Raw genomic sequence first — 20,629 nt, 5'->3', positions numbered from 1 at the left:
ACCAAAATAAGGTATCTGTTGAATGAACAAATGAAACTGAAACCAGCCGACTTACTTGAAATAATTAACTCCGTGCAGAAGAATAATTTTTGGGTCAAAGATTTTATATACTGTGTCGTTAATGCATATAACTCAACGTTTTAGCAATAATTTAGTTTCATTGTTAACTTTAATGAAATAAACATTATGCTGGAGTTTTGAAATATTGACAATTATATCTTTAGTTGTCAACATTTCATACCATTTTTTACTTAATTGAAGGACTCTTGTTCCTTGTAAATCAAATACTTCTATATTAATATCATTTCCTGTCTCTTCAACTGTAACAGTAACTACATTGCCAGCGGGATTAGGATAAAAATTAAAAGTCCCCTTATTTGAACTGACAATAGGTATTGATGTATATCCCCATTCGTTTCTCAGAAATGAAATAAAATCGCAGATTTCGTTGTGTTTAAAATAAAACATAGGGAAACTTAAAACACACAATTTTGGATTCTCATTAGATATAATACCAATAGTTTTGTTATTCATTAAATTACCAGATAGTGATGTATATCCAGTGTAAATAGGCGCCAACGGAGCAATAGGGGTTATTGCACAAAACTCCTTAAGATTACCATCAAATTGACTTGGGACTCGTTCTGGATCAACGTTAAGAGTTGGTGCGAGGTTGCTTCGGGCTTGCTCTAATCGACTGCCGTTGACAAATTCAATTTTTGATATATGTAGGAACGAATTAACAGGACTTTCATTTGGTACAGAAAGTGAGTATTGTTCATTAATAACGAACATCTTTTGTGGATAATCAGTGCTAACAATAAGCCCTCCTCCTGAGTTTACGTAATCTATTAAATTGTCGAGATTTGTAACTATTCTTTGCGATAAAATAGCTTTTGTACTGTGCCACAACACCATTTCGTAGGCTTTGTATATGTTTGGTATTTTTGCTGACGACCTTATGACTGTTGTTGGTACTACCTTGTTAAGAGCTCTAAAATAACCTCTTACAGAGTCGTTAGAAAATCCACTTGCCGTACTAACATCACTAATGACAAGTAACCCTCTGTCAAACTTAGCTAAAGCTCCTGATGTTATTGCAGATTCCGCACCATTGTTCCCCGCACTATCAACACATTGAAGTTTTATATATAAATGACGGCTATCTTCAGGAATAATGTCGTATTCTGTTGAGTAGGGATCTGTGCGGCCAAAATCAACAAAAACATCTTGATTTTCTTCACGGACCCAAACAATTACCTCTTTTAAGTCGCGCTCACTCGGTGCTTTCCATGATATTGTAATTTTATCAGGGTCTGAAAAAGCTTTTACTTCGTTTAATGCTAATGGTTTATCGCTCAGTTTAATGTTTTCAGTTACAGCCACTCCTTCAAACATCAAACTGTCAACAGCTGAGATATAAAAATTAACTAGTGAAAGAGATGAAAAAGAGGAATCTTCGTAACTCAATGATAAAGAGCTTGTTATTAATGTGTCGAGTAAAATATCTCCGCTGCTTTGTAGTTTAATTCTGTACGAAACAGCATCTTTTACCGGCAACCATTGAGCGTATATTCCCGTGCCTGTTCCATTATTGCCGACGCAAACTAATTCAGGCTTGTCAATCATTTGTGAGAAAGCATATAGGTTTGCCAATGCTGCCTGTGTTACTCTTGCGCAATAGTTCATATCCAAATGAATAAACAAATCGCGGGAAGTATGATAGTAGGAACTAAAATCGTATTCATGAAAATATAGAATAGGATATCCGTATTGTCGAAATGATGCATGGTCAGAATTGCTTGTTGGAGCGTCTTGTATTAAGGATAATCCCCCATTCAAATTACCAAAAAACAGTGCATGTTCAGTGACAGATGAAGAAGTTTTAACATAAGCCCTATAATTTTCTGATCTGTTAGTAGCAATCATATCTAAGTTTATTGCCAAGTCAAGTTCAACCCCTAATAGACTGAGTTTGCGTGCATAATTTCTGCTGCCCAACAGTCCTTGTTCTTCTGCCGCCCAAGCTCCAAAATAAATTGTTCGACGAGGCGTAAATCCCGACTGTGAAATTATTCTGGCAGCCTCAATAACAGTTGCAATCCCTGAAGCGTTGTCGTCTGCTCCTGGCGATGAATCTGTCCTGCAACAACTGTCATAGTGTGCTCCTATCAATAACGGTGCTGAATTGTTTGTGCCATATATTTTCCCAATAACATTGTACTGTTCAAAATTGAAACCGTTGTTTATGTACGGGAATGTATCAATTTCGATATCGCAGCCGTATGATTCAAGTCTGTTCCTCAAATACGATACAATATGGATTCGGTTGGGTTTTGTAGAATATCTGCTTACAAATGCCTCCAAGTCCTGAATGGTTCTTGCCAAACTATCAGGATTTACCATTTCGGTCAGATTATGTATAAGTTCGTAAGGGTCATTCTTTTGACTAAGAACAGTACCAAATGTTAATATGCTTAGTATTGCTACTAGAAGTGGAAATTTATACATAACAGTAGTCTTTGTTTCTTAATGCAAATATACATTGTAATTTTCGATAAAAAGGCTTAACTTTGCAAGCTATTTGTTTTAAAGCTCCACCATAAAATTATGGGGCCGACTTGGTTTTGACAGCATGATGTGTGGGGTTGTAAGCATGCGGGGATTGACTACTCCTGCAAAAAAGGGTCAACAACAATTAAATGGCGAAAATAATTTTGCTCTCGCTGCCTAATACGATTTAGTCGATTAGCTTAATCGCTGGCTCAAGGAGCTGCGACGAGACATCTCACGGAGGTTTTTCCTCTTGCCGTCCGAGCATGGGGTGCAGGAAGTTGAGGATAGTATAGCGTTTGCTCCGAATGTTATGCGAAAATTTAGGAGCTAAGGCTGATATTGGATGCCACTCTCCGGTAGCTGCCCTACAATCAACGAATGGCTAAGCATGTAGAAAGCAATCTGGCCGCTTGTCTGGACGCGGGTTCGACTCCCGCCGGCTCCACTAATTTAACTGCAGTTGGATAAGTGTTTAAACAACCCCTATCATCTCTTTTTCAAACGCAGAAAGAAAAACTGAAGATATTTTAAAAATCTGTGAACAACTTTAACAATAAAAGTGTTTTAATTAATAGGTATACTGTTTTAGAAGTACAATTAAACCATAATTAAATAGCACTCCCACAAAAATTGCGCTCACTAAATTTGGTTCAGAACATATATGTTAAAATATATACTATATTTGAGATGTTTTTAAAACCAAACCACAAATTGCACATAAATGAGAAAACTTACAATATCAAAGCAAGTTACAAACCGCGATACCGTCTCATTAGATCGCTATTTGCGCGAAATAGGACAAGTAGAGTTGCTAACGGTTGAAGAGGAGATAGAGCTTGCACGCAGGATAAAAAATGGCGATCAAGCTGCATTCGATCAACTTGTAAAATCCAATCTCAGGTTTGTTGTATCTGTTGCAAAGCAATATCAAAACCAGGGACTAAGCTTGCCCGATTTAATAAATGAAGGAAATTTAGGTTTAATTAAAGCCGCTCAACGATTTGATGAAACCAGAGGTTTTAAATTTATCTCTTATGCAGTTTGGTGGATTCGTCAATCAATTTTGCAAGCATTAGCAGAGCAGGCAAGGATAGTAAGGCTGCCGTTAAATAAAATAGGCTCTGCAAATAGAATTTTAAAAACGTTTGCGAGTTTAGAACAAGAATTTGAACGTGAGCCAACAGCCGAAGAAATAGCTAATGCTCTTGATCTCTCGCCAAGTGAAGTCAAGCGTTCTTTGGAAACCATAGGGAAACATGTCTCAATTGATGCACCATTAAATGAAGATGAAGACTTGTCAATGTCCGACATTCTAGAATCTACAGATAACAACGGACCAGATAGAAATTTATTAAATGATTCGTTGATCAAAGAGATAGAGCGAGTGCTTTCAACATTGTCCACAAGGGAAGCAGACATCATTAGACACTACTATGGGATTAATACTCAAGCTATTACTCTTGAAGAAATTGGAGATAAATTTGGACTTACCCGCGAACGTGTGCGGCAAATTAAAGAAAAATCTATTAAACGTTTAAAGCACACAACTCGTTGCCAAAATTTGAAAACTTATCTTGGGCAATAAAACTTTTGAAAATTTTAAGCCACAATTTGTCAATAGAAAGCAAGTAAAAAGTGATATAGGTACGTTAACTGCATCACTCTCTCCATAGTGTTTTGTGACAATCTGTTAGCTTCAGTGGTTATTTGCCGTTTATTTCGTCAAGGATTTCTTGAATATCATCTTGGCACTGTCCACAGCCGGTTCCTGCCATTGTTTCTTCGCCAACTTCGTCAACGGTTTTTAACCCTTTTTCCTTAATAGCTTTAACAATTTCACTTTTGTTAACATTGTTGCAATAGCATATTGTTACATCTTTTTCCATAATCGTATATTTATTATTTGTTGAGTAAACATATAACATTAGCATATACAACACTTATAAACAATAAAAGTTCAGAATATTTATACCATTCTGAAAAAAGAAATAATTATTGAGAATTTGCCTTTATTGCCCCGATTTTTCGTACTTTTGAAAAAAAACCTTATGTCAATACTTGTTTCTCCATCGCTCTTATCAGCCAACTTTTTAAATCTAAAGGCTGACATTGAAATGTTAAACAGAAGCCAAGCCGACTGGCTACACTTAGATATTATGGACGGAATTTTTGTTCCCAATATCACTTTCGGAATGCCTGTAATAAGTCAAATTAAAACCACAACATCAAAACCTCTAGATGTCCATTTGATGATAGATAAGCCCGAACGATATATAACTGCGTTTCGTGATGCAGGTGCAGATATTCTGACCGTTCATCTCGAGGGGGCTATACATTTGCACAGAACAGTTCGGCAAATTAAAGATACGGGAGCAATGGCTGCCGTGGCAATAAATCCACACACATCGGTTGAATTGCTGTTTGATGTTTTGGAGGACCTTGATATGGTTTTGATTATGTCGGTTAATCCCGGTTTTGGAGGACAAAAATTTATTGAACGCAGCTACGATAAAATCAAAAAGCTTAGCAGTGAGATAAAGAGAAGATCATTGAATGTTAAGATACAGGTAGATGGTGGTGTTGATAATACTAACGCTGCTAAATTAGTACAATGCGGTGCAAATGTTTTAGTAGCAGGAAGTTATGTTTTTAAATCTCCTAATCCCGAGGAGGCAATTATATCATTAAAAAACGCTTAAATTCACTTAAAATGCACGGAAAAATATCTTTAATTACAGCTTTTATTTTGCTTTTTTCTCTGTTTAATTACAGTTATACTCAATCTGTTGAGCCTTATGTAAATATTAAAGTTAAAGGTAATTTATCGGTAAGCTACCATATTGCTCCGGATGGAGAGAATAAGGTAGATATCAAAGAAAATGCGGATTTAGTTCGTTATAAACTAAAAAACAACACGATAATAGTAAAACACAAAAAGTTGGGAGCCAAGAAAGAGCATAAAGCAACTGTTGAAATTCACGGAAAACCACTTAAAGAGATTACAGTAAAACACTCTGCAAATTTGATAATAGAAGATGAAATGCCCTCAGACACAGTCGAAGTAAAAATAGTAACGGGCGGAGAACTCCGAGCAAACTTGAAGACAAATTTTGTGGCAATGAAAGTGAGAACAGACGGTTTTGGATATTTAACAGGAAATATAAACTCTCTTGATGTAAAATCTTCACTAAAAGGGAATCTCCGCGCTAACGATGCAAATATTGAAAATGCTTTGGTAAACATAAATACATGGGGGTTTGCAGCATTCAACAAAACAACAAAAATAACTGGCAAAGTAAGGAGTAAAGGCGAACTTAAAGTATATGGTGGAACCGATTCATCGGGTATTAAAAAATCTAAAAGTGGTATAATATCTGTAATTTATGAAACAATGTAGTTCCTTACCTGTAATTGTTGTTGGCACAGGTGGAGTTGCTCGTTCATTAGTGCACTCGTTAAAATTGAATAATATTAGAATAATCGGAGTTATAACTCGCGGAGGGAGAGAAGCTGAAGAGTATATATCCGAACAAGGGTTAGCAGCAATTAGTTATGGAGCTAAGATAACCGATCCATGTGTCTGTGTCTTATCAGTTCCTGACCGTTTAGTTGCTGAAACAGCGCAAAAAATCGCATTGCCCGAAGGTTCTGTAATGTTGCATACTGCAGGAAGTATCGATATGTCAGAACTTAAATGTAGCAGTATCAATTACGGAGTTCTATATCCTTTGCAAACCCTGCATAAACTAAAACAAGTTAGTTTTAAAGATATCACTGTTTGTATTGAATCAAACAATTCATTCACTAAGAGTGTATTAACAGAATTGGCAAATACTTTAAGTGATAATGTCGTAGAAATTAGTAGTAGCCAAAGACTTATGATTCATTTGGCTGCTGTATTTGCTTGTAATTTTACCAACTTTATGTACTCAATATCAGAGAATATATTGAGAGACAGTAATCTCGATTTTTCATTGCTACACAGTTTGATTAAAGAGACAACCGAAAAAGCTCTGCACACAAGCCCCTCCTTATCACAAACAGGACCGGCAGTCAGAAACGATTTGAATACAATAAACAAACATTTATCGCTACTGGCTGATAGTGAAAAACATATATACGAAATATTGACAGAAATAATAAGAGATAAATACGGTAAAAAATAATTAACAAATACTTATATTTGCAAAAAGCCCATTATTATGCTAAACTTTAAAGAACGACTAAGCTTTATTAAGGCATTTGCATTTGACGTTGACGGTGTCTTTACCGATGGAAGTCTGTTGCTTATGCCAGGTGGCGAACAACTTCGCACCATGAATATCCGTGATGGATATGCAGTTCAGTTAGCCTGCAAATTAGGATATCCCATTGCAATTATTACCGGAGCCGATGAAAAATCTGTGAAAGTTCGCATGGAGCGACTTGGAGTGAAAGATATTTACATGGGAGCGGGCGATAAATGTAAGGAGTTTATTGATTTTACATCAAAACACAATTTGAATCCCGATACAGTACTGTTTATGGGAGATGATATGCCCGACTATTCAGTTATCCAACTTGCAGGGATAAGAACTTGTCCGGCAGATGCTGACTCTGAGATAAAAAATCTCTCGCACTACGTTTCAGCATTTGCAGGAGGTCGTGGATGTGTGCGTGATGTAATTGAGCAAACACTTAGAGCTCAAGGAAAGTGGCCTATTAAGTAACAAGGTGCAAGGTACAAGGAGAAAGAAGCTTTATAAACTTTTAACTCATAGGTCATGAAGTATGTTCGACTTTTTAGAGCGGTAAACCTGCTAATAATAGCCCTTACGATAATTTCCATGCGATATGGAATTATTATGCCGCTATTTTCAAAAGTCGGATTATCTGTTCAAATGCCTATTTGCGATTTTTGTTTAATGATATTGGCAACGCTTGCCATTGGTGCAGCTGGATACGCAATAAATGACTATTTTGATCAAAAAATAGATGCAATTAACCGCCCCTCAAGAGTTGTGGTAGGCAAGGGGGTAAGCAGGCGGTTTGCAATACTTTCGCATAGTGTCCTAAATATTGTTGGACTGTTAATTGGCTTATTCCTTGCGTACAGAGTAGGGATATGGTGGGTTGCAGTTGTCTATTTTGCTGTAACAGCTATATTTTGGTTTTACAGTCTCTCGTTGAAAAAATCGGGATTACTTGGCAATATCGCAGTTTCGTCAATGGCATTTTTAGTTCCGTTTCAGGTTGCGTTGTACGAATTTGCTTGGTATCTAAAACTTAACGGTAATTTCCCCGATGATATTGGAACTCTAAATACGATGAAATTTGCATTTTACACTGTTTTGGTTTTTTCTGTATTTGCATTTCTAACCAATTTTATTCGTGAAGTAACCAAGGATTTCGAAGATATTAAAGGTGATGCCCGATATTTGCGGCGTTCTCTTCCTATAGTGCTTGGTCCAAACAAAGCTAAATGGATAGTTCAGATAGTGACCCTTGTTATAATATTGTTAGTTAGTGTCTTATGTGTGTTGTACTTGTCTAAAGATCCTTATTTTATAGTCTATGCAATATATTTGACACTATTTATCATTATACCTTTGTTTTTTGTTATTTACAGAACCCACAAAGCACGAGAGGCTAAACAATACTCCTTGTCAGGGAAAATAATTAAATTTGTAATGCTAACCGGGATACTGTTCCCCTTTATGTTTGGCTTATTGCAATAAAAATACTATTATGGTCAAACATACCGGACTTATCGAAAAAATAGAAAAAAAGTATCAAATAGTTCTTGCTTCGCAATCAAAACGTCGCCAACAGTTACTAAGCGATTTAGGATTTAGCTTTACAATTGTTGATACGCTTGATATTGATGAGTCGGCACCAAATAACCTGAACTATATTGAGACAGCCGAATATATCGCACATAAAAAAGCAAGCACAATAAAAGATAAAATAAGTAAAAATCAACTTGTAATTACCTGTGATACAATTGTTGTACACAATAACAAAATAATAGGCAAACCCAAAAATAGAGACGAGGCGGTGATGTTTCTAAAGACTCTATCAGATAGCAAGCACGAGGTTGTTAGCGGGGTCTGTATTTTAGGATATGATAAATATAAACTGTTTCACGATATTACAACCGTATGGTTCGATAAATTGACAGATAGTGATATTAACTATTATGTTGACAAATATAAACCTTACGATAAAGCAGGTGCTTACGGCATACAGGAGTGGGTTGGAATGGTGGGAATTTTGAAGATCGAAGGTTCATATTTTAATGTTATGGGATTGCCTACCCAAAAGATTTATAAGGAGTTGGCAGAATTTTTATAAACAAAACTAAAATATTAAACAAAAACATATAATCATGAGAGAATCAGTATTTTATCTATCCTTAGTTTTTTTACTAACCGCTATTCAGGTTAGAGCAGATGAAGGAATGTGGTTGCCGTTTAAATTAAAGGACGGTATAATTAACCAAATGAAAGAGAAGGGTTTGACTTTGGAGGCAGATGATATTTATTCCTTAGAAAAACATGGATTAAGTGAAGCCGTAGTTGGGTTAGGGACGGAGGGGAGACCCTTTAGGCACTTTTGTACAGGGGGAATAATATCCAATCAAGGTTTGTTCATAACGAACCACCATTGCGGATACAGTTTTATCCAAAAACATAGCACACTGCAAAACGACTATCTAAAAGATGGTTTTTGGGCATACTCCATGACGGAAGAACTAACCAATACGGGGTTGACAGTCAGTATATTACGAAAAATGGAAGATGTAACACAATCTGTTTTTAAAGGTGTTGATGACAAAATGAGCGTAACAGAAAGAGACTCTATAGTAAAAGAGAATATAAAAGTCATTGAAAAAGAGGCTGTTGAAGGAAATCATTATCACGCAAAAGTTTATTCCTATTACAACGGTAATGAGTATTACCTATCGGTTTACGAAATATTTAATGATGTACGTTTAGTTGGAGCACCACCATCGGCAATTGGAAATTTTGGCGGAGATACCGACAATTGGGTTTGGCCCCGCCATACTGGTGATTTTGCGCTATTTAGAATTTATGCAGGAGTAGACAATAAACCTGCCCCATATTCGCCTGATAATAAGCCCTATGTGCCCGATAAATATTTTGAAATCAATGGCAAAGGACTGTCAGAAAATGATTTTACTTTCGTAATGGGATATCCCGGTACAACACAGCAATATCTGCCATCACAGGCTATTACTCTGTTTAAGGATTACGAAAACCCGATTAGGATTGAGTTGCGAGATGTTAGGATATCAATTATGAAACAATTTATGGCAAAGGATAGAGAAGTTGGAATAAAATACAGCAGCAAGCTTGCAGGTGTTGCTAATGGATGGAAAAAATGGATTGGAGAGATTCAGGGTCTCGATAGATTTGATGTTGTTGGACAGAAAAAAAAGCTTGAAAATCAATTTTCTAACTTTGCTAAGTCTAATTCTGAATATCAAAACATATTAGAGAGGTTCGACTTTATATATTCAGAACTTTATAAAATAGCTCCATTAAGAGTTTACTACAACGAGGGACCATTTCAAATAGAGCTTCTAACATTTGCATATCGACTTAGAAGTTTAGGCTCAAATTCCGATTCGATTGATAAAGAGAAGCTTATAAGTATAACACGTGGATTTTATAAAGACTACCATCAGCCAATCGACCAGGAAATTTGCGCGAGGATTTTGGACAAATTTGATTCAAATGTTCCTCTTGAGTATCAACCCGACTATTTTAAAAGCATAAAGAAAAAGCACAAAGGCGATTTTGATAAAATTGCCCAATGGTTTTACACAAAATCTATTTTTGCAGATAGCACTAAACTTATCGAGTTGATTAACAACTACAAACCAAGCAAAAGCAAAGTAGCTTCAAACGACCCGTTTTATCAACTGTTTACAGCTCTGCAAGATACATATTCAGCGCTTATTGGTCCTCAGCTTAGACAATTAGAGAGAGAGTTACCTGATTTGGAAAAAAGATATGTCGAAGGTTTAAGAAAAATGCAAACAGACAGGCAATTTTATCCGGACGCAAACAGCTCATTCAGAATAGCTTATGGTAAGACAATGGGATTTAAACCTGTTGATGCAGTTTATTACGAATGGCATACAACGTTAGACGGAGTAATCGAAAAAGGTAATCTTGGAGTGTACGATTATGTTGTACCCGATAAACTAAAGGATTTGTATAAATCAAACGATTTTGGAACCTATACTGGCGAAGATGGCAAAGTATCAGTCTGTTTTGCAGCTACCAACCACACCACAGGCGGCAACAGTGGAAGCCCCGTTGTCGATGCCTATGGAAGATTGGTAGGAATTAATTTCGATAGAGCCTGGGAAGGTGTAATGAGCGATATGTATTATAACCCTGAGATTTGCAGAAATATTAGCATAGATATTCGCTTTGCGCTCTTTATTATCGAGAGATATGGTGAGGCGCAAAATATTCTCGAAGAACTTGTAATCAATAAATAAATTTTTTATGTAGAGTTGTGTTGCTTAAGCACAACTCTATATTTTAACTTCCTAGAATGATAAGAGCAAAAAAACATCTGGGACAGCATTTTCTTGCAGACAAAAATATAGCGAGAAAGATAGCAGAACTACTTCCTCAAAACAGCATGCCTGTTTTAGAAATAGGACCAGGTACAGGTGTTTTAACTAAGTTCTTAATTGATTTACATAAAGAAAAACTACATGTAGTTGAATTAGACAGCGAAAGTGTTGAAGTTTTGGAGAGTGATATACCTGAACTAAAGGATAGAATTCATTTTGGGGACTTTTTAAAACTTCCTCTCAATGAGCTTTTTGATGACGAGTTTATGGTTATCGGTAATTTCCCGTATAATATTTCATCGCCTATACTTTTTAAAATAATTGAGCATTACCAGCAAATACCTGTGGTTGTAGGAATGTTTCAAAAAGAGGTTGCCGAAAGAGTAGCAACAAACCACAACTCCAAGCAGTACGGGATATTGAGCGTATGGACACAAATGTTTTACACAGTAAAGTACTGTTTTACAGTACCTGAGCATGTTTTTATTCCGCCTCCCAAAGTTAAATCGGGAGTTATTCTTTTAGAGCGAAACGTCAGAGATCTAAAAGGAGTTGACCCAAAGTTTTTACTATCCGTTATTAAAACAGCATTTAACCAAAGGCGAAAAACACTACGCAACAGCCTTAGCCAACTATTTGAAAAACAGTCACTAACTGACACTGTGTTTGACAAAAGACCCGAACAGCTATCGGTTGATGAATTTATTGATTTAGCTTGTTATTTGAGAGAGGTACAGAGCTGGGTTAAGTGATAAATATTGATTTAATAGACACATAGCCCAAAATAGCGAAAGCGCAGATTTGACTATATTAGCTGTCCAATAGGTATTATTTATTACATTTGACCGATTGTATTAATGAAATAAAAAACAATATACGAATGTTTAACTTTGTTTAGTAAATTATACGTTAGCGTGCATAAAATAAAAACCCTGAAACATGACAAAAAGGATTTTAACAATATTGATAATCTTAATTGGACTAAAATTATATGGACAAATTGATAAAAACCAATTTATAGGATTGAATATTTTACAATTACCAACTTCAACGATTAACTTAAATTATTCGATTGATTATAAACCATTATTGACTCCGATTGTGGATATTGGATACGCATTTGGATATAATGAAAACTACGACTTGATTGGAATGTTTTTAACACCACACATTAAACTGTATGATGGGTATGAGATTGACAAACAGTCAGGTGGATATTTAAAACTTGGAGGATATTTAAATTTCAGAAAGGACTTTGAAAAACAAAATTTCTTTCATTTTGGATTATTTATGACAAATTCAATTGTCCATGAGAAAGGATTTTATTTATCACCGATTGATCCAAGACCATATTCCTATGCGGACGAGATCGAACATACAGTTTATTTATTTGGATTTAGTTCGTCACTTGGATACGAATTTAAGATAACGAGTCGATTAAAAACAAATATTGACTTTCAACTTTCATTCCCGACTGATAAGTATTTAGATTTGTATAGTTATGGTAATTTTATTCCAGGCATGGGATTTAAAGACATAAAAAGTAAATGGTTCCCAATGTTAATAATGAATTTAAAATATAGATTATAAATGAATTACGCACGCTAACACACGGTATAGCAAATAAGGGTTTCTGTGGTTTTTTGGGCATTTTCTCCCGCTTCAACTTCAACAACGGTGGACAAGAACGCAGTCCGCAATCGCCCACATTTGCATATACTTGTACGCAATCGGCAAACCTTATATGACAGTGCTAACTTCAAACTAATACGCATCAAATCAAATAGACTGCTAAAAAAATGAGTAAGAAAACAATTGGAATTATGGGAGCAATGCCCGAGGAAATCAATAGTATCACGGAATTGCTATCAGAAAAGCAAGAAGTAGAACTTGGTGGCAGAAAATACTATGTTGGATTATTGAACAATATCAAAACTATAGTTGTATTTTCACGCTGGGGAAAGGTTGCTGCTGCAACTACCGTGACAACTCTCATACTAAAGTTCGAAATTACGGAACTTATTTTTACTGGAGTTGCCGGAGCAATTAATTCAGAATTGCGCATTGGAGATATTGTGATTGGTAAGAAGTTGTTTCAGCACGATATGGATGGCAGACCATTAATAGAACAATTTGAAATTCCATTGCTTGGTGTTTCCTTCTTTGAGTGTCGTAAAGAAAATTTAAGTATTGCTGAAAAAATAATTAATGAACTTTTTGATAAAAAACATTTAGAAAAAGTAATTAGCAGAGAAGAGTTAAACCACTTTGGAATTCGGGAGCCTAAACTATTTATTGGGGATATAGCAAGCGGAGACAAATTTTTTTCAAATAGCAATGACAAACATGCTCTCCTAAATGTTTTGCCTTCAGTTTTGTGTGTGGAAATGGAAGGGGCAGCAGTAGCCCAAGTTTGTTATGAATATGAAATTCCTTTCACGATAATAAGAGCAATTTCTGATACTGCGGACGAAAAAGCTGAATTAGATTTCACTTCTTTCATTAAAAATGTTTCCAGTAAATATTCACTTGAAATAATCAAGATGTTTTATCAACAATTCAAATGACCAGAACAGTTGTCGTTGATGAATTTATTGATTTAGCTTGTTATTTGAAAGTGGTGGGAACCAAGTGAATAAAAAGTGAATAAATATTTATTAAACGAATACGAGCATTACCACACAACAATCTCATCAGCAAAAATCCATCCACGAACTAAGGGATTTATGGTTGCAGTAATACGGACGAACCGTGCCTGTTGAGAGCCGTTCCATTCAAACGATTTGACGAATGTGCCAGGTCTATTGTCTATCACGCTGTTACTGAATGTGGCAACTGTTTCAAAATCTCCGTCTCTTTCATTAGAGAGTGAAATAGTAATATCTTTTGGTAGCCAAATTTCAACACTTCCATTTTGTAAAAAATTGATACGTGTATGACGAAGCAAATCCGTTTCACCTAAATCGATAATCACATCGAAACCTGTTTTTATAAAGCCTTGCCAAAAGCCATCACCATACGAGATTCCGCCGAAAAGTCCATCAATCAAACTCTTTTCTCCACTTGCAGGGTAGTACCTATTGTATGGGTTGAGATATTCAATCCGTTTCCCGATAGCTTTGTGATAATCAACCCGTTTCTCTAAAACCTCGCCCAAAGGTTTTCCGTTTCTAAAGAGTTGAGTTTTTAGTTTTGTCGAATCTCTTACCAAAATCGGATTTTCATACAACAACGATTTGCTTGTAACAGCCGAACCATCAGTTGTGTAGCGTATTTCTACAGGATATATCTCAGATGTTAAAGTAACGGATATCGCTTTATTGACAGAATCGTTTTCCATAAAAACGTTAGGCTCTTTGCTCAAGGTAAAAGTGTTATAACCTTTCTGTTGCAATATCGGGATAGATAGATTAACACGCCGTTTGAACGACTCCCAAGATTTGTTTTGCGGGTTTGTCCAAGCTACTTCGGCAAGTGCCAACAAGCGTGGATAGAGCATATATTCCGCAAGATCTTCGGTAGGAATATATTCTGCCCACAGACACGACTGAACGCCCCATATATTACCTATATATTCGGCTGAAAGGCTGTCGAGTACAGGGTTGTAGGCGTAAACATTTTCCAATGGCAAGAAACTACCCATAGCTTCAGGCTCTTTATCGGGCGAGGCTTGATAGCCATTGAAATAGGTATATTTACCTGGTGTCAAAATAACTTTGTGTCCTGCTTGTGCAGCCTCAATTCCAATATTTTCACTGCGCCAATTCATCACTATCGCACTTTTTTCTAATCCGCCCTCTAAGATTTCATCCCAACCAATAAGCTTTCTACCTTTAGAGTGCAGATATTTTTCTATTCGTCTGATTAGATAGCTTTGCAGTTCGGCTTCATCTTTTAAACCCTCATTCTTAATGCGTTCCTGACATTTGCGACACTTTTTCCAATGCTCTTTACTTGCTTCATCTCCGCCAATATGAATATGAGCGGACGGGAAAACGTCTATAATCTCACTTAAAACATTTTCTAAGAAAACAAAAGTCTCCTCATTGCCAATACAATACTCACTGCTTGTATATGGTTTTTCTGTGCATGATAGATGTGGATATACCGCAAGAACCTCCTCCGAATGTCCCGGCATCTCTATTTCGGGTATAATTGTGATATGTCTTTTTGAGGCGTATTCGACCAGCTCTCTTGCCTCTTCTTGCGTGTAATAGCCACCATAAGCATTTGGGGCACTTTCATTTGCATATTTCCTTTCAGAAGCCCACCACTCTTTCCAAAGCGAATGTGTGCGCCATGCAGCGATATTTGTCAATTCGGGATACTGTTTTATTTCTATTCGCCAACCCGGTCCGTCAGTTAGGTGCCAATGAAAATAGTTGAGCTTGTAATGTGCCATCATATCGATTTGCTTTTTTAGAAAATCGAGTGAGAAGAAATGTCGCGAAACATCTATATGCGCACCTCGATATGCAAAACGTGGGCTGTCTTCTATCTCGATAAATGGCAATCTGTCAGGATTTTGCTCGGTTAGTTGGATAAGTGTTTGAATGGCATAGAATAGTCCTACTTCAGTTTCCGCACTTATTTCAATTCCTTTTTTATTGACAATCAATTTGTAAGATTCGTCCGGCGTAGTTGAGTTTTGCGAATTGTTTAATAAAAACCTAACGTCTATTCCCGATTCTGAAATGTTCAGCGTAGTGGATTTCAAGTAAGTTGTCAGATTGTTTTCTATTTCAGGATTAAGTTCCGCAAAATTGAGTTTCAAACCAGATGTTATATTGAGCGAATCTTGACCAACTTTAATTTTATTGGGTAATGGAATTAACTGAACAGTATCTGTTGAGTTTGCATTATCTTTTAGCTTATTGCCTTGACAAGAAGATATGATTATAAGAGCAATCAGTATGAAATAGTAGTGAACTGTTTTCATGTTGTGATTATGTAGTAAATGTATTCTACCCTATTATGTTAGCGATTAGGGAATAATATGTATTTTCTTTTTTCAATTAATAATTTTTGGTTATCAAATAGAACATATTTTTCAGTCCAAAGATTCATGCTGTCGTAAACATATTCGTACTCTTCTATTGCTGAAAACCTGTTTCCACCGATAAATATGGCAAGTCCTGCCTCATCTTTCCCAACTAAGTCTGGAATAATACTGTAAGATATATCCCCATTAGCATTATATCTTTTTTCTTCGAGAGTTATTATAGAATCATTTTCAACTTTTTGAATTTTGCATTCATTCCCAAATGTATCATACTCTTTTAGAATTGTTGTAGTATCATTATTAAATGTCCTAATAATTGTGGTTGGAAGCCCTTTGTTATTAAAGGTTTGAAAGTTTTCCACTGATACCCATGGTCCAAAATACTTTGATTTAGAAATCATTCTTTCTTGTTCATCAAATTCATAAATAAATTTAGTTGTTATATTTTTGTTTCTATTATTTATATCGAATACTTGAGTTTTCTCGATTAGCAAACCTTTTTCATTATACTTGTATTCATATTTTGATAAAAGTTTTCTTCTGAAAAAATTTGATGATTCAATCGCTTCTCCTTTGTTGTTAAATATATATACTGCGCGGTACCCCTTTTTAACACAACCATTAAATGACCTCACTTCAAGTCTTTTAACACCATTAAATCTTTCTGTTTCCAAATCAATGGATTGGCTTTTGGCTGTTAAAGTCAGAAGGATTGTAAGTATTGACAAAAGTATTTTGTTCATAAGTTATGCGCCGAATTAATTAATATTTCTCGTTCTCCTCAAACTCTAAATCAGTCAATTCAATAAGGAAATTGCAACAATCATAGTATGCCCCCTCATCTGGAGACCATTCGTCTATTAACTGATAATATTTATCGGTTGCTCCCTCTAAAATCCATCGAGAACCATCTAATCCTACTAAGAATTCTTCACATGGCATTGTTGTCCAGAAATTGCAAAAGATTACTAACTGGATAAATTTGTTCCAATCGTTTATAGTCAATTGTTTTCTTTTGTCAATTATTATTTTTCCTGGTTCATATTCACCATCTCCATTAGTCATTTTATAAAATAAACTGATAGAATCATTTTTATTCTCAATTCTGATGATGATTGGGTTGTGGAATGTCCTTAGCCATGTAAAACGAAATACCTTTTTTTGCTGCACCCCATTATACAATATTGGTTCATTCATAGCTCGCAGGTGTTCTGAGTACCACCTGTTGCGGAATAAACTTAGTCCTATGCACCTGTTTGAGTCAATCCGTGTTGCCATAGGGAAATACAATTCTGGTTCAGCGACATCTTTATCACTGGATTCAACTTTTAATGTATCTGTTTGAAAATTGAAAATCAGATTCTTATCGGTTTGTCCGAATGAATTTGTTGTAAATAGGGAAAGAACTATAGGTAATATTTTAACAAGTTTTCTCATCGGCAACGCAGTTAGCTGTCAGAATTGTCGCTAAATGGATTTGGTTAAGCCCCCATATTATTCAACTATTAATCTATCTATTTTTAAAACTCTTTCATTATCAGATATTTTTAAGATATAAACCCCTAAATCTAAATTTGAAATATTAATAGTTGAATTGTTTGATTCTAAACACTCTATTTTCTGCAATTTCCCTTGAATATCATAAATAAAGATTTGCAAATCCTGATAATTGCCATCAGAAATATTGACTGTTATTTGATTTTTAGCTGGATTTGGGAAAATTGTAATATCCCTTGATATTGAAGCATCTGAAATCCCTGTTATTGTAAGAGGATTGCCCCATGTGACCCCTCCTTTGTTATAGTAAGCTAATTTTCGTTCTGCACCACCAAGACAAAACGATTGTGTGCAGGAATAATACGGACCATCAAGTCCTTTAATATATTTGTCATCTCTTAAGCATCCGTCAACAAGAGCCGCGTTCCAACAATAATTATCATCAAACCAATATCTTTCAGTTCCTCCTGCATCTGTTTTAGACAAGTGAGACCCGTTTGTCATATAATAATTATATGTTTCGTTTTCATAAATGATAGGTTCTCCGGGAAGTTTATCAAATAGTGGATTGGGCTTTATTGTCGTTGTTAAAGTGTCGTTATAGTATTTAAAATCAGAACTATCGGTCCAAACCGTATGAATACTCTGTTTTCGTGAATATCGATAAACAATTGAGTCAGAATAATCTGTGCGTTCCAAGTATTTATAATTTGCTTTACTTGTTGTGGCTGAACCGTATCCATCGAAATTCCAACAACTCGATTCATCTAAAATATGCAATTCGTCACCTACTTGAAAATCGTTAACTTCGAACCAAGTAAGGTTACTAATACCAGCCTTGGGATTTGATAATCCAATTAAATTATACTCTTCAAGTGTTTCGTATGGATAATCAAATTGCAAATTTGGAAACAGATAGAAATCAAATGTTGTAACAAATCCGTGATACTTACTTATCCGTATGTTCATATTGTTTAGTTCCCAATCCAACAGGTTCATATTTTTGTCATAAACCTGAAAATTAATTGTTTTTACGGAGTCGGTAATTCCTATGAATGTCAACGTATCATAGCTTACTACAGATGCTTCGATTGTAAGAGAATCTTGTAGTGCGTAGGCAATCCATGTATCTCCCAAATTAGCATCGGTTTTTATAGATATAGTATCTCCCATTTTATTAATGAACCCATTTAGCCCATTATCTTTTATTATCACGCTTTTCCCAATCCATGAAGCTTCAAGTGGAGAGAAGCAATCATAATCCAATTGTTGTATGGTAGTAAAAGGGTATAACAGAGAATCGTTTTGATACTTTACAGAGTCAATCCGAACAGCTTTGACGTTGTTGTACTCATTCTCAAAAAAAGCTATCCGGTCGGAACTTATGGTTTGAAAATTTTGTCCAAATGTACTTATTGTTGAAATAAGTACGAGAATCAGAGAAATTTGTATTTGTTTCATATCATTTTACGTTTATCGTGAGATCTGCTTTTTGCTATCAGTTTTACCAAACGAATATAAAACATTCGCTAATATAAAACAAATATAACCTATATATTATTGTATATGAGTAATTTCAATTGTTGAGATAGTTTGGAGAACTTAGGAGGTTATTCCTTAAAATAGATTAAAGATTTGTATTGGTTCATGATTGGATTTTGTAATGCAGGGTCTAAGCCATTTTTGAGATTGTGGACATTTATAAACCCCAAACTATCGAGCAGTGTTTGACAAAACAGGCTTCTCTCCCCATGAAAACAGTAGATAAAAATATCACTCTCTATGCTCAATGTATCGCAAATTTTAAGCAATATTTTTTTTTGGGGGGCACTAATAGCATTAGCGATATGACATTTTTTAAACTCTTTCGCAGTCTGAACATCCAAAATAACTGAATTTGGTGTGGATACCAAGAGATTAAAGAAGTCAATATCCTGTAAATCAGTGTGATTTGATTGTGAAAATATATCACTCGTATATCCTAATAGAAGAGCAACTGTTGTAAAAATAATTAACAAATAACGCTTCATAATCTGCTTGCTAATTTCTATGAAATAGTTGAATTTTAGAACTTTGTTAGAATAACGTTTTAGTCAATTCTTTATTTGTCAACAAACATATCGCTAATAATTCTATCGGAAATAAAAAAACCTCTTTCTGTGAGTATTGCCGAATTTTCTTCCAAAACCATATACCCCGATTTTTCATAACGTTCTGCAAATGAAAGAATAAGCTGAGCCTTATCTTCTCCAAATTCGTTTTTTACCTTTTCAAGGTCTATTCCGTGGGCTGTACGTAATGATGTTAATAACAGTTCATTATATCTGTCAGTTGTTGAAAGTTGCTCCTCTTTATATATCTGTCCACCTTTCTCGGCATACCTCACGTATTCATGTATATTATCAATATTCCACCTGCGGCTGTGAACATTATACGAGTGGGCAGCGGCACCAACTCCTAAGTAAGGCACTTGATCCCAGTAGTTTGAGTTGTGTTTAGAGAAAAAACTTTTCTTGCCAAAGTTTGAAATTTCATAATGAATAAAATCGTTTGACTTTGCCCACTCAATTATTGCCATATATTGCTCATAACTTTCGTTATCGGATATTGGAATAATTAAACCTTTGTTTTTAAGATTATCGAATACGGTATTTTCTTCATATGTAATGTGGTATGCAGAAAGGTGTTGTATGTTCGCCCTGTTTAGCTTGTCTAAAGTAGAATTAAGTTCCTTAATTGTCAATCCGGGGATTCCATATATGATATCAACGCTAATGTTATCAAACCCAAATCTTCTGGCATGGTTAATACTTGAAATGGCTTGCTCTTCGTTGTGTCTTCTGTGCATTAGCTTCAAATAGTATGAATTAAGAGATTGTACACCTATGCTTAATCTATTTACAGAAGTTCGCGCTAATTCTTTAAGATATCGTGTGTTTAAATCATCGGGATTGGCTTCTAATGTTATTTCTGCATTT

The 20,629-nt window shown here is 35.3% G+C and carries 19 protein-coding genes and 1 other RNA gene; 12 read left to right on the top strand and 8 right to left on the bottom strand.

The features are described 5' to 3' along the window. Positions 1-132 precede the first annotated feature (132 nt). Positions 133-2,511: a M20/M25/M40 family metallo-hydrolase gene (locus GX311_00100; GenBank protein NLK14778.1), complete on the bottom strand. Its 2,379-nt coding sequence runs from the start codon at positions 2,509-2,511 to the stop codon at positions 133-135. Between the two features lie 101 nt (positions 2,512-2,612). On the opposite strand from GX311_00100, the gene ssrA reads away from it, so the two are divergent. Both ssrA and GX311_00090 read left to right on the top strand, forming a co-directional pair. Then, positions 2,613-3,004: a transfer-messenger RNA gene (gene ssrA / locus GX311_00095) on the top strand. A 273-nt stretch (positions 3,005-3,277) separates the two neighbouring features. Beyond that, complete coding sequence (locus GX311_00090) at positions 3,278-4,141, top strand: sigma-70 family RNA polymerase sigma factor (GenBank protein ID NLK14777.1); 864 nt, start codon at positions 3,278-3,280, stop codon at positions 4,139-4,141. A gap of 118 nt (positions 4,142-4,259) precedes the next feature. Here the strand turns inward: GX311_00090 and GX311_00085 are convergent, their stop codons facing one another. After that, positions 4,260-4,442 carry a (2Fe-2S)-binding protein gene (locus GX311_00085; protein ID NLK14776.1) on the bottom strand — a complete coding sequence of 61 codons (183 nt, stop codon included), beginning with the start codon at positions 4,440-4,442 and terminating at the stop codon, positions 4,260-4,262. Between the two features lie 162 nt (positions 4,443-4,604). On the opposite strand from GX311_00085, the gene GX311_00080 reads away from it, so the two are divergent. The 10 genes from GX311_00080 (at position 4,605) to GX311_00035 (ending at position 13,719) form a co-directional block, all read left to right on the top strand. Then, on the top strand, positions 4,605-5,255 hold the full coding sequence (locus tag GX311_00080) for a ribulose-phosphate 3-epimerase (protein ID NLK14775.1): 651 nt from the start codon (positions 4,605-4,607) through the stop codon (positions 5,253-5,255). An 11-nt stretch (positions 5,256-5,266) separates the two neighbouring features. After that, the gene (locus tag GX311_00075) at positions 5,267-5,953 is read left to right on the top strand and encodes a hypothetical protein (protein NLK14774.1); all 687 of its coding nucleotides are present in this window, start codon (positions 5,267-5,269) and stop codon (positions 5,951-5,953) included. Next, on the top strand, positions 5,940-6,722 hold the full coding sequence (locus GX311_00070) for a DUF2520 domain-containing protein (protein ID NLK14773.1): 783 nt from the start codon (positions 5,940-5,942) through the stop codon (positions 6,720-6,722). Before GX311_00075 ends, GX311_00070 begins: the two co-directional genes overlap by 14 nt. A 36-nt stretch (positions 6,723-6,758) precedes the next feature. Next, positions 6,759-7,265: an HAD hydrolase family protein gene (locus GX311_00065; GenBank protein NLK14772.1), complete on the top strand. Its 507-nt coding sequence runs from the start codon at positions 6,759-6,761 to the stop codon at positions 7,263-7,265. A gap of 54 nt (positions 7,266-7,319) precedes the next feature. Beyond that, positions 7,320-8,273: a UbiA family prenyltransferase gene (locus GX311_00060; protein NLK14771.1), complete on the top strand. Its 954-nt coding sequence runs from the start codon at positions 7,320-7,322 to the stop codon at positions 8,271-8,273. A gap of 10 nt (positions 8,274-8,283) precedes the next feature. Next, complete coding sequence (maf, locus tag GX311_00055; GenBank protein NLK14770.1) at positions 8,284-8,889, top strand: septum formation protein Maf; 606 nt, start codon at positions 8,284-8,286, stop codon at positions 8,887-8,889. Between the two features lie 34 nt (positions 8,890-8,923). Continuing rightward, positions 8,924-11,071, top strand: coding sequence for a S46 family peptidase (locus tag GX311_00050; protein NLK14769.1), 2,148 nt, complete (start codon positions 8,924-8,926; stop codon positions 11,069-11,071). A gap of 56 nt (positions 11,072-11,127) precedes the next feature. Continuing rightward, positions 11,128-11,904, top strand: a complete 777-nt coding sequence (gene rsmA / locus GX311_00045; GenBank protein NLK14768.1) for a 16S rRNA (adenine(1518)-N(6)/adenine(1519)-N(6))-dimethyltransferase RsmA — start codon at positions 11,128-11,130, stop codon at positions 11,902-11,904. A gap of 187 nt (positions 11,905-12,091) precedes the next feature. Then, a complete protein-coding gene (locus tag GX311_00040) occupies positions 12,092-12,742 on the top strand; it encodes a hypothetical protein (protein ID NLK14767.1) in 651 nt (216 codons plus the stop codon). A gap of 209 nt (positions 12,743-12,951) precedes the next feature. Next, positions 12,952-13,719, top strand: a complete 768-nt coding sequence (locus GX311_00035) for a 5'-methylthioadenosine/adenosylhomocysteine nucleosidase (protein ID NLK14766.1) — start codon at positions 12,952-12,954, stop codon at positions 13,717-13,719. Positions 13,720-13,826: 107 nt separating this feature from the next. Here GX311_00035 and GX311_00030 read toward each other — a convergent pair whose 3' ends face one another. The 6 genes from GX311_00030 to GX311_00005 form a co-directional block, all read right to left on the bottom strand. Further along, complete coding sequence (locus GX311_00030) at positions 13,827-16,091, bottom strand: family 20 glycosylhydrolase (protein NLK14765.1); 2,265 nt, start codon at positions 16,089-16,091, stop codon at positions 13,827-13,829. Positions 16,092-16,129: 38 nt separating this feature from the next. Next, on the bottom strand, positions 16,130-16,897 hold the full coding sequence (locus GX311_00025) for a hypothetical protein (GenBank protein ID NLK14764.1): 768 nt from the start codon (positions 16,895-16,897) through the stop codon (positions 16,130-16,132). A 19-nt stretch (positions 16,898-16,916) separates the two neighbouring features. Next, positions 16,917-17,591 carry a hypothetical protein gene (locus GX311_00020; protein ID NLK14763.1) on the bottom strand — a complete coding sequence of 225 codons (675 nt, stop codon included), beginning with the start codon at positions 17,589-17,591 and terminating at the stop codon, positions 16,917-16,919. A 57-nt stretch (positions 17,592-17,648) separates the two neighbouring features. After that, a complete protein-coding gene (locus tag GX311_00015) occupies positions 17,649-19,112 on the bottom strand; it encodes a T9SS type A sorting domain-containing protein (protein ID NLK14762.1) in 1,464 nt (487 codons plus the stop codon). A gap of 149 nt (positions 19,113-19,261) precedes the next feature. Beyond that, entirely contained in the window at positions 19,262-19,681 is a 420-nt protein-coding gene (locus tag GX311_00010) for a rhodanese-like domain-containing protein (protein NLK14761.1), read from the bottom strand. A 71-nt stretch (positions 19,682-19,752) separates the two neighbouring features. Then, positions 19,753-20,629 (bottom strand): coproporphyrinogen III oxidase family protein (locus tag GX311_00005; protein NLK14760.1); only part of this gene is annotated, 877 nt, incomplete at its 5' end.

The organism is Bacteroidales bacterium (genome assembly GCA_012519055.1).
GTDB lineage: Bacteria > Bacteroidota > Bacteroidia > Bacteroidales > Salinivirgaceae > JAAYQU01.
This window is presented reverse-complemented; position numbering and strand designations above follow the sequence as displayed.

Coding starts and splice junctions, on each gene's coding strand:
- GX311_00020 (NLK14763.1), bottom strand. CDS start 17,591: ATGAGAAAACTTGTTAAAATATTACCTATAGTTCTTTCCCTATTTACA.
- GX311_00030 (NLK14765.1), bottom strand. CDS start 16,091: ATGAAAACAGTTCACTACTATTTCATACTGATTGCTCTTATAATCATA.
- rsmA (NLK14768.1), top strand. CDS start 11,128: ATGATAAGAGCAAAAAAACATCTGGGACAGCATTTTCTTGCAGACAAA.
- GX311_00090 (NLK14777.1), top strand. CDS start 3,278: ATGAGAAAACTTACAATATCAAAGCAAGTTACAAACCGCGATACCGTC.
- GX311_00080 (NLK14775.1), top strand. CDS start 4,605: ATGTCAATACTTGTTTCTCCATCGCTCTTATCAGCCAACTTTTTAAAT.
- GX311_00100 (NLK14778.1), bottom strand. CDS start 2,511: ATGTATAAATTTCCACTTCTAGTAGCAATACTAAGCATATTAACATTT.
- maf (NLK14770.1), top strand. CDS start 8,284: ATGGTCAAACATACCGGACTTATCGAAAAAATAGAAAAAAAGTATCAA.
- GX311_00065 (NLK14772.1), top strand. CDS start 6,759: ATGCTAAACTTTAAAGAACGACTAAGCTTTATTAAGGCATTTGCATTT.
- GX311_00025 (NLK14764.1), bottom strand. CDS start 16,897: ATGAACAAAATACTTTTGTCAATACTTACAATCCTTCTGACTTTAACA.
- GX311_00050 (NLK14769.1), top strand. CDS start 8,924: ATGAGAGAATCAGTATTTTATCTATCCTTAGTTTTTTTACTAACCGCT.
- GX311_00070 (NLK14773.1), top strand. CDS start 5,940: ATGAAACAATGTAGTTCCTTACCTGTAATTGTTGTTGGCACAGGTGGA.
- GX311_00040 (NLK14767.1), top strand. CDS start 12,092: ATGACAAAAAGGATTTTAACAATATTGATAATCTTAATTGGACTAAAA.
- GX311_00060 (NLK14771.1), top strand. CDS start 7,320: ATGAAGTATGTTCGACTTTTTAGAGCGGTAAACCTGCTAATAATAGCC.
- GX311_00010 (NLK14761.1), bottom strand. CDS start 19,681: ATGAAGCGTTATTTGTTAATTATTTTTACAACAGTTGCTCTTCTATTA.
- GX311_00085 (NLK14776.1), bottom strand. CDS start 4,442: ATGGAAAAAGATGTAACAATATGCTATTGCAACAATGTTAACAAAAGT.
- GX311_00075 (NLK14774.1), top strand. CDS start 5,267: ATGCACGGAAAAATATCTTTAATTACAGCTTTTATTTTGCTTTTTTCT.
- GX311_00015 (NLK14762.1), bottom strand. CDS start 19,112: ATGAAACAAATACAAATTTCTCTGATTCTCGTACTTATTTCAACAATA.
- GX311_00035 (NLK14766.1), top strand. CDS start 12,952: ATGAGTAAGAAAACAATTGGAATTATGGGAGCAATGCCCGAGGAAATC.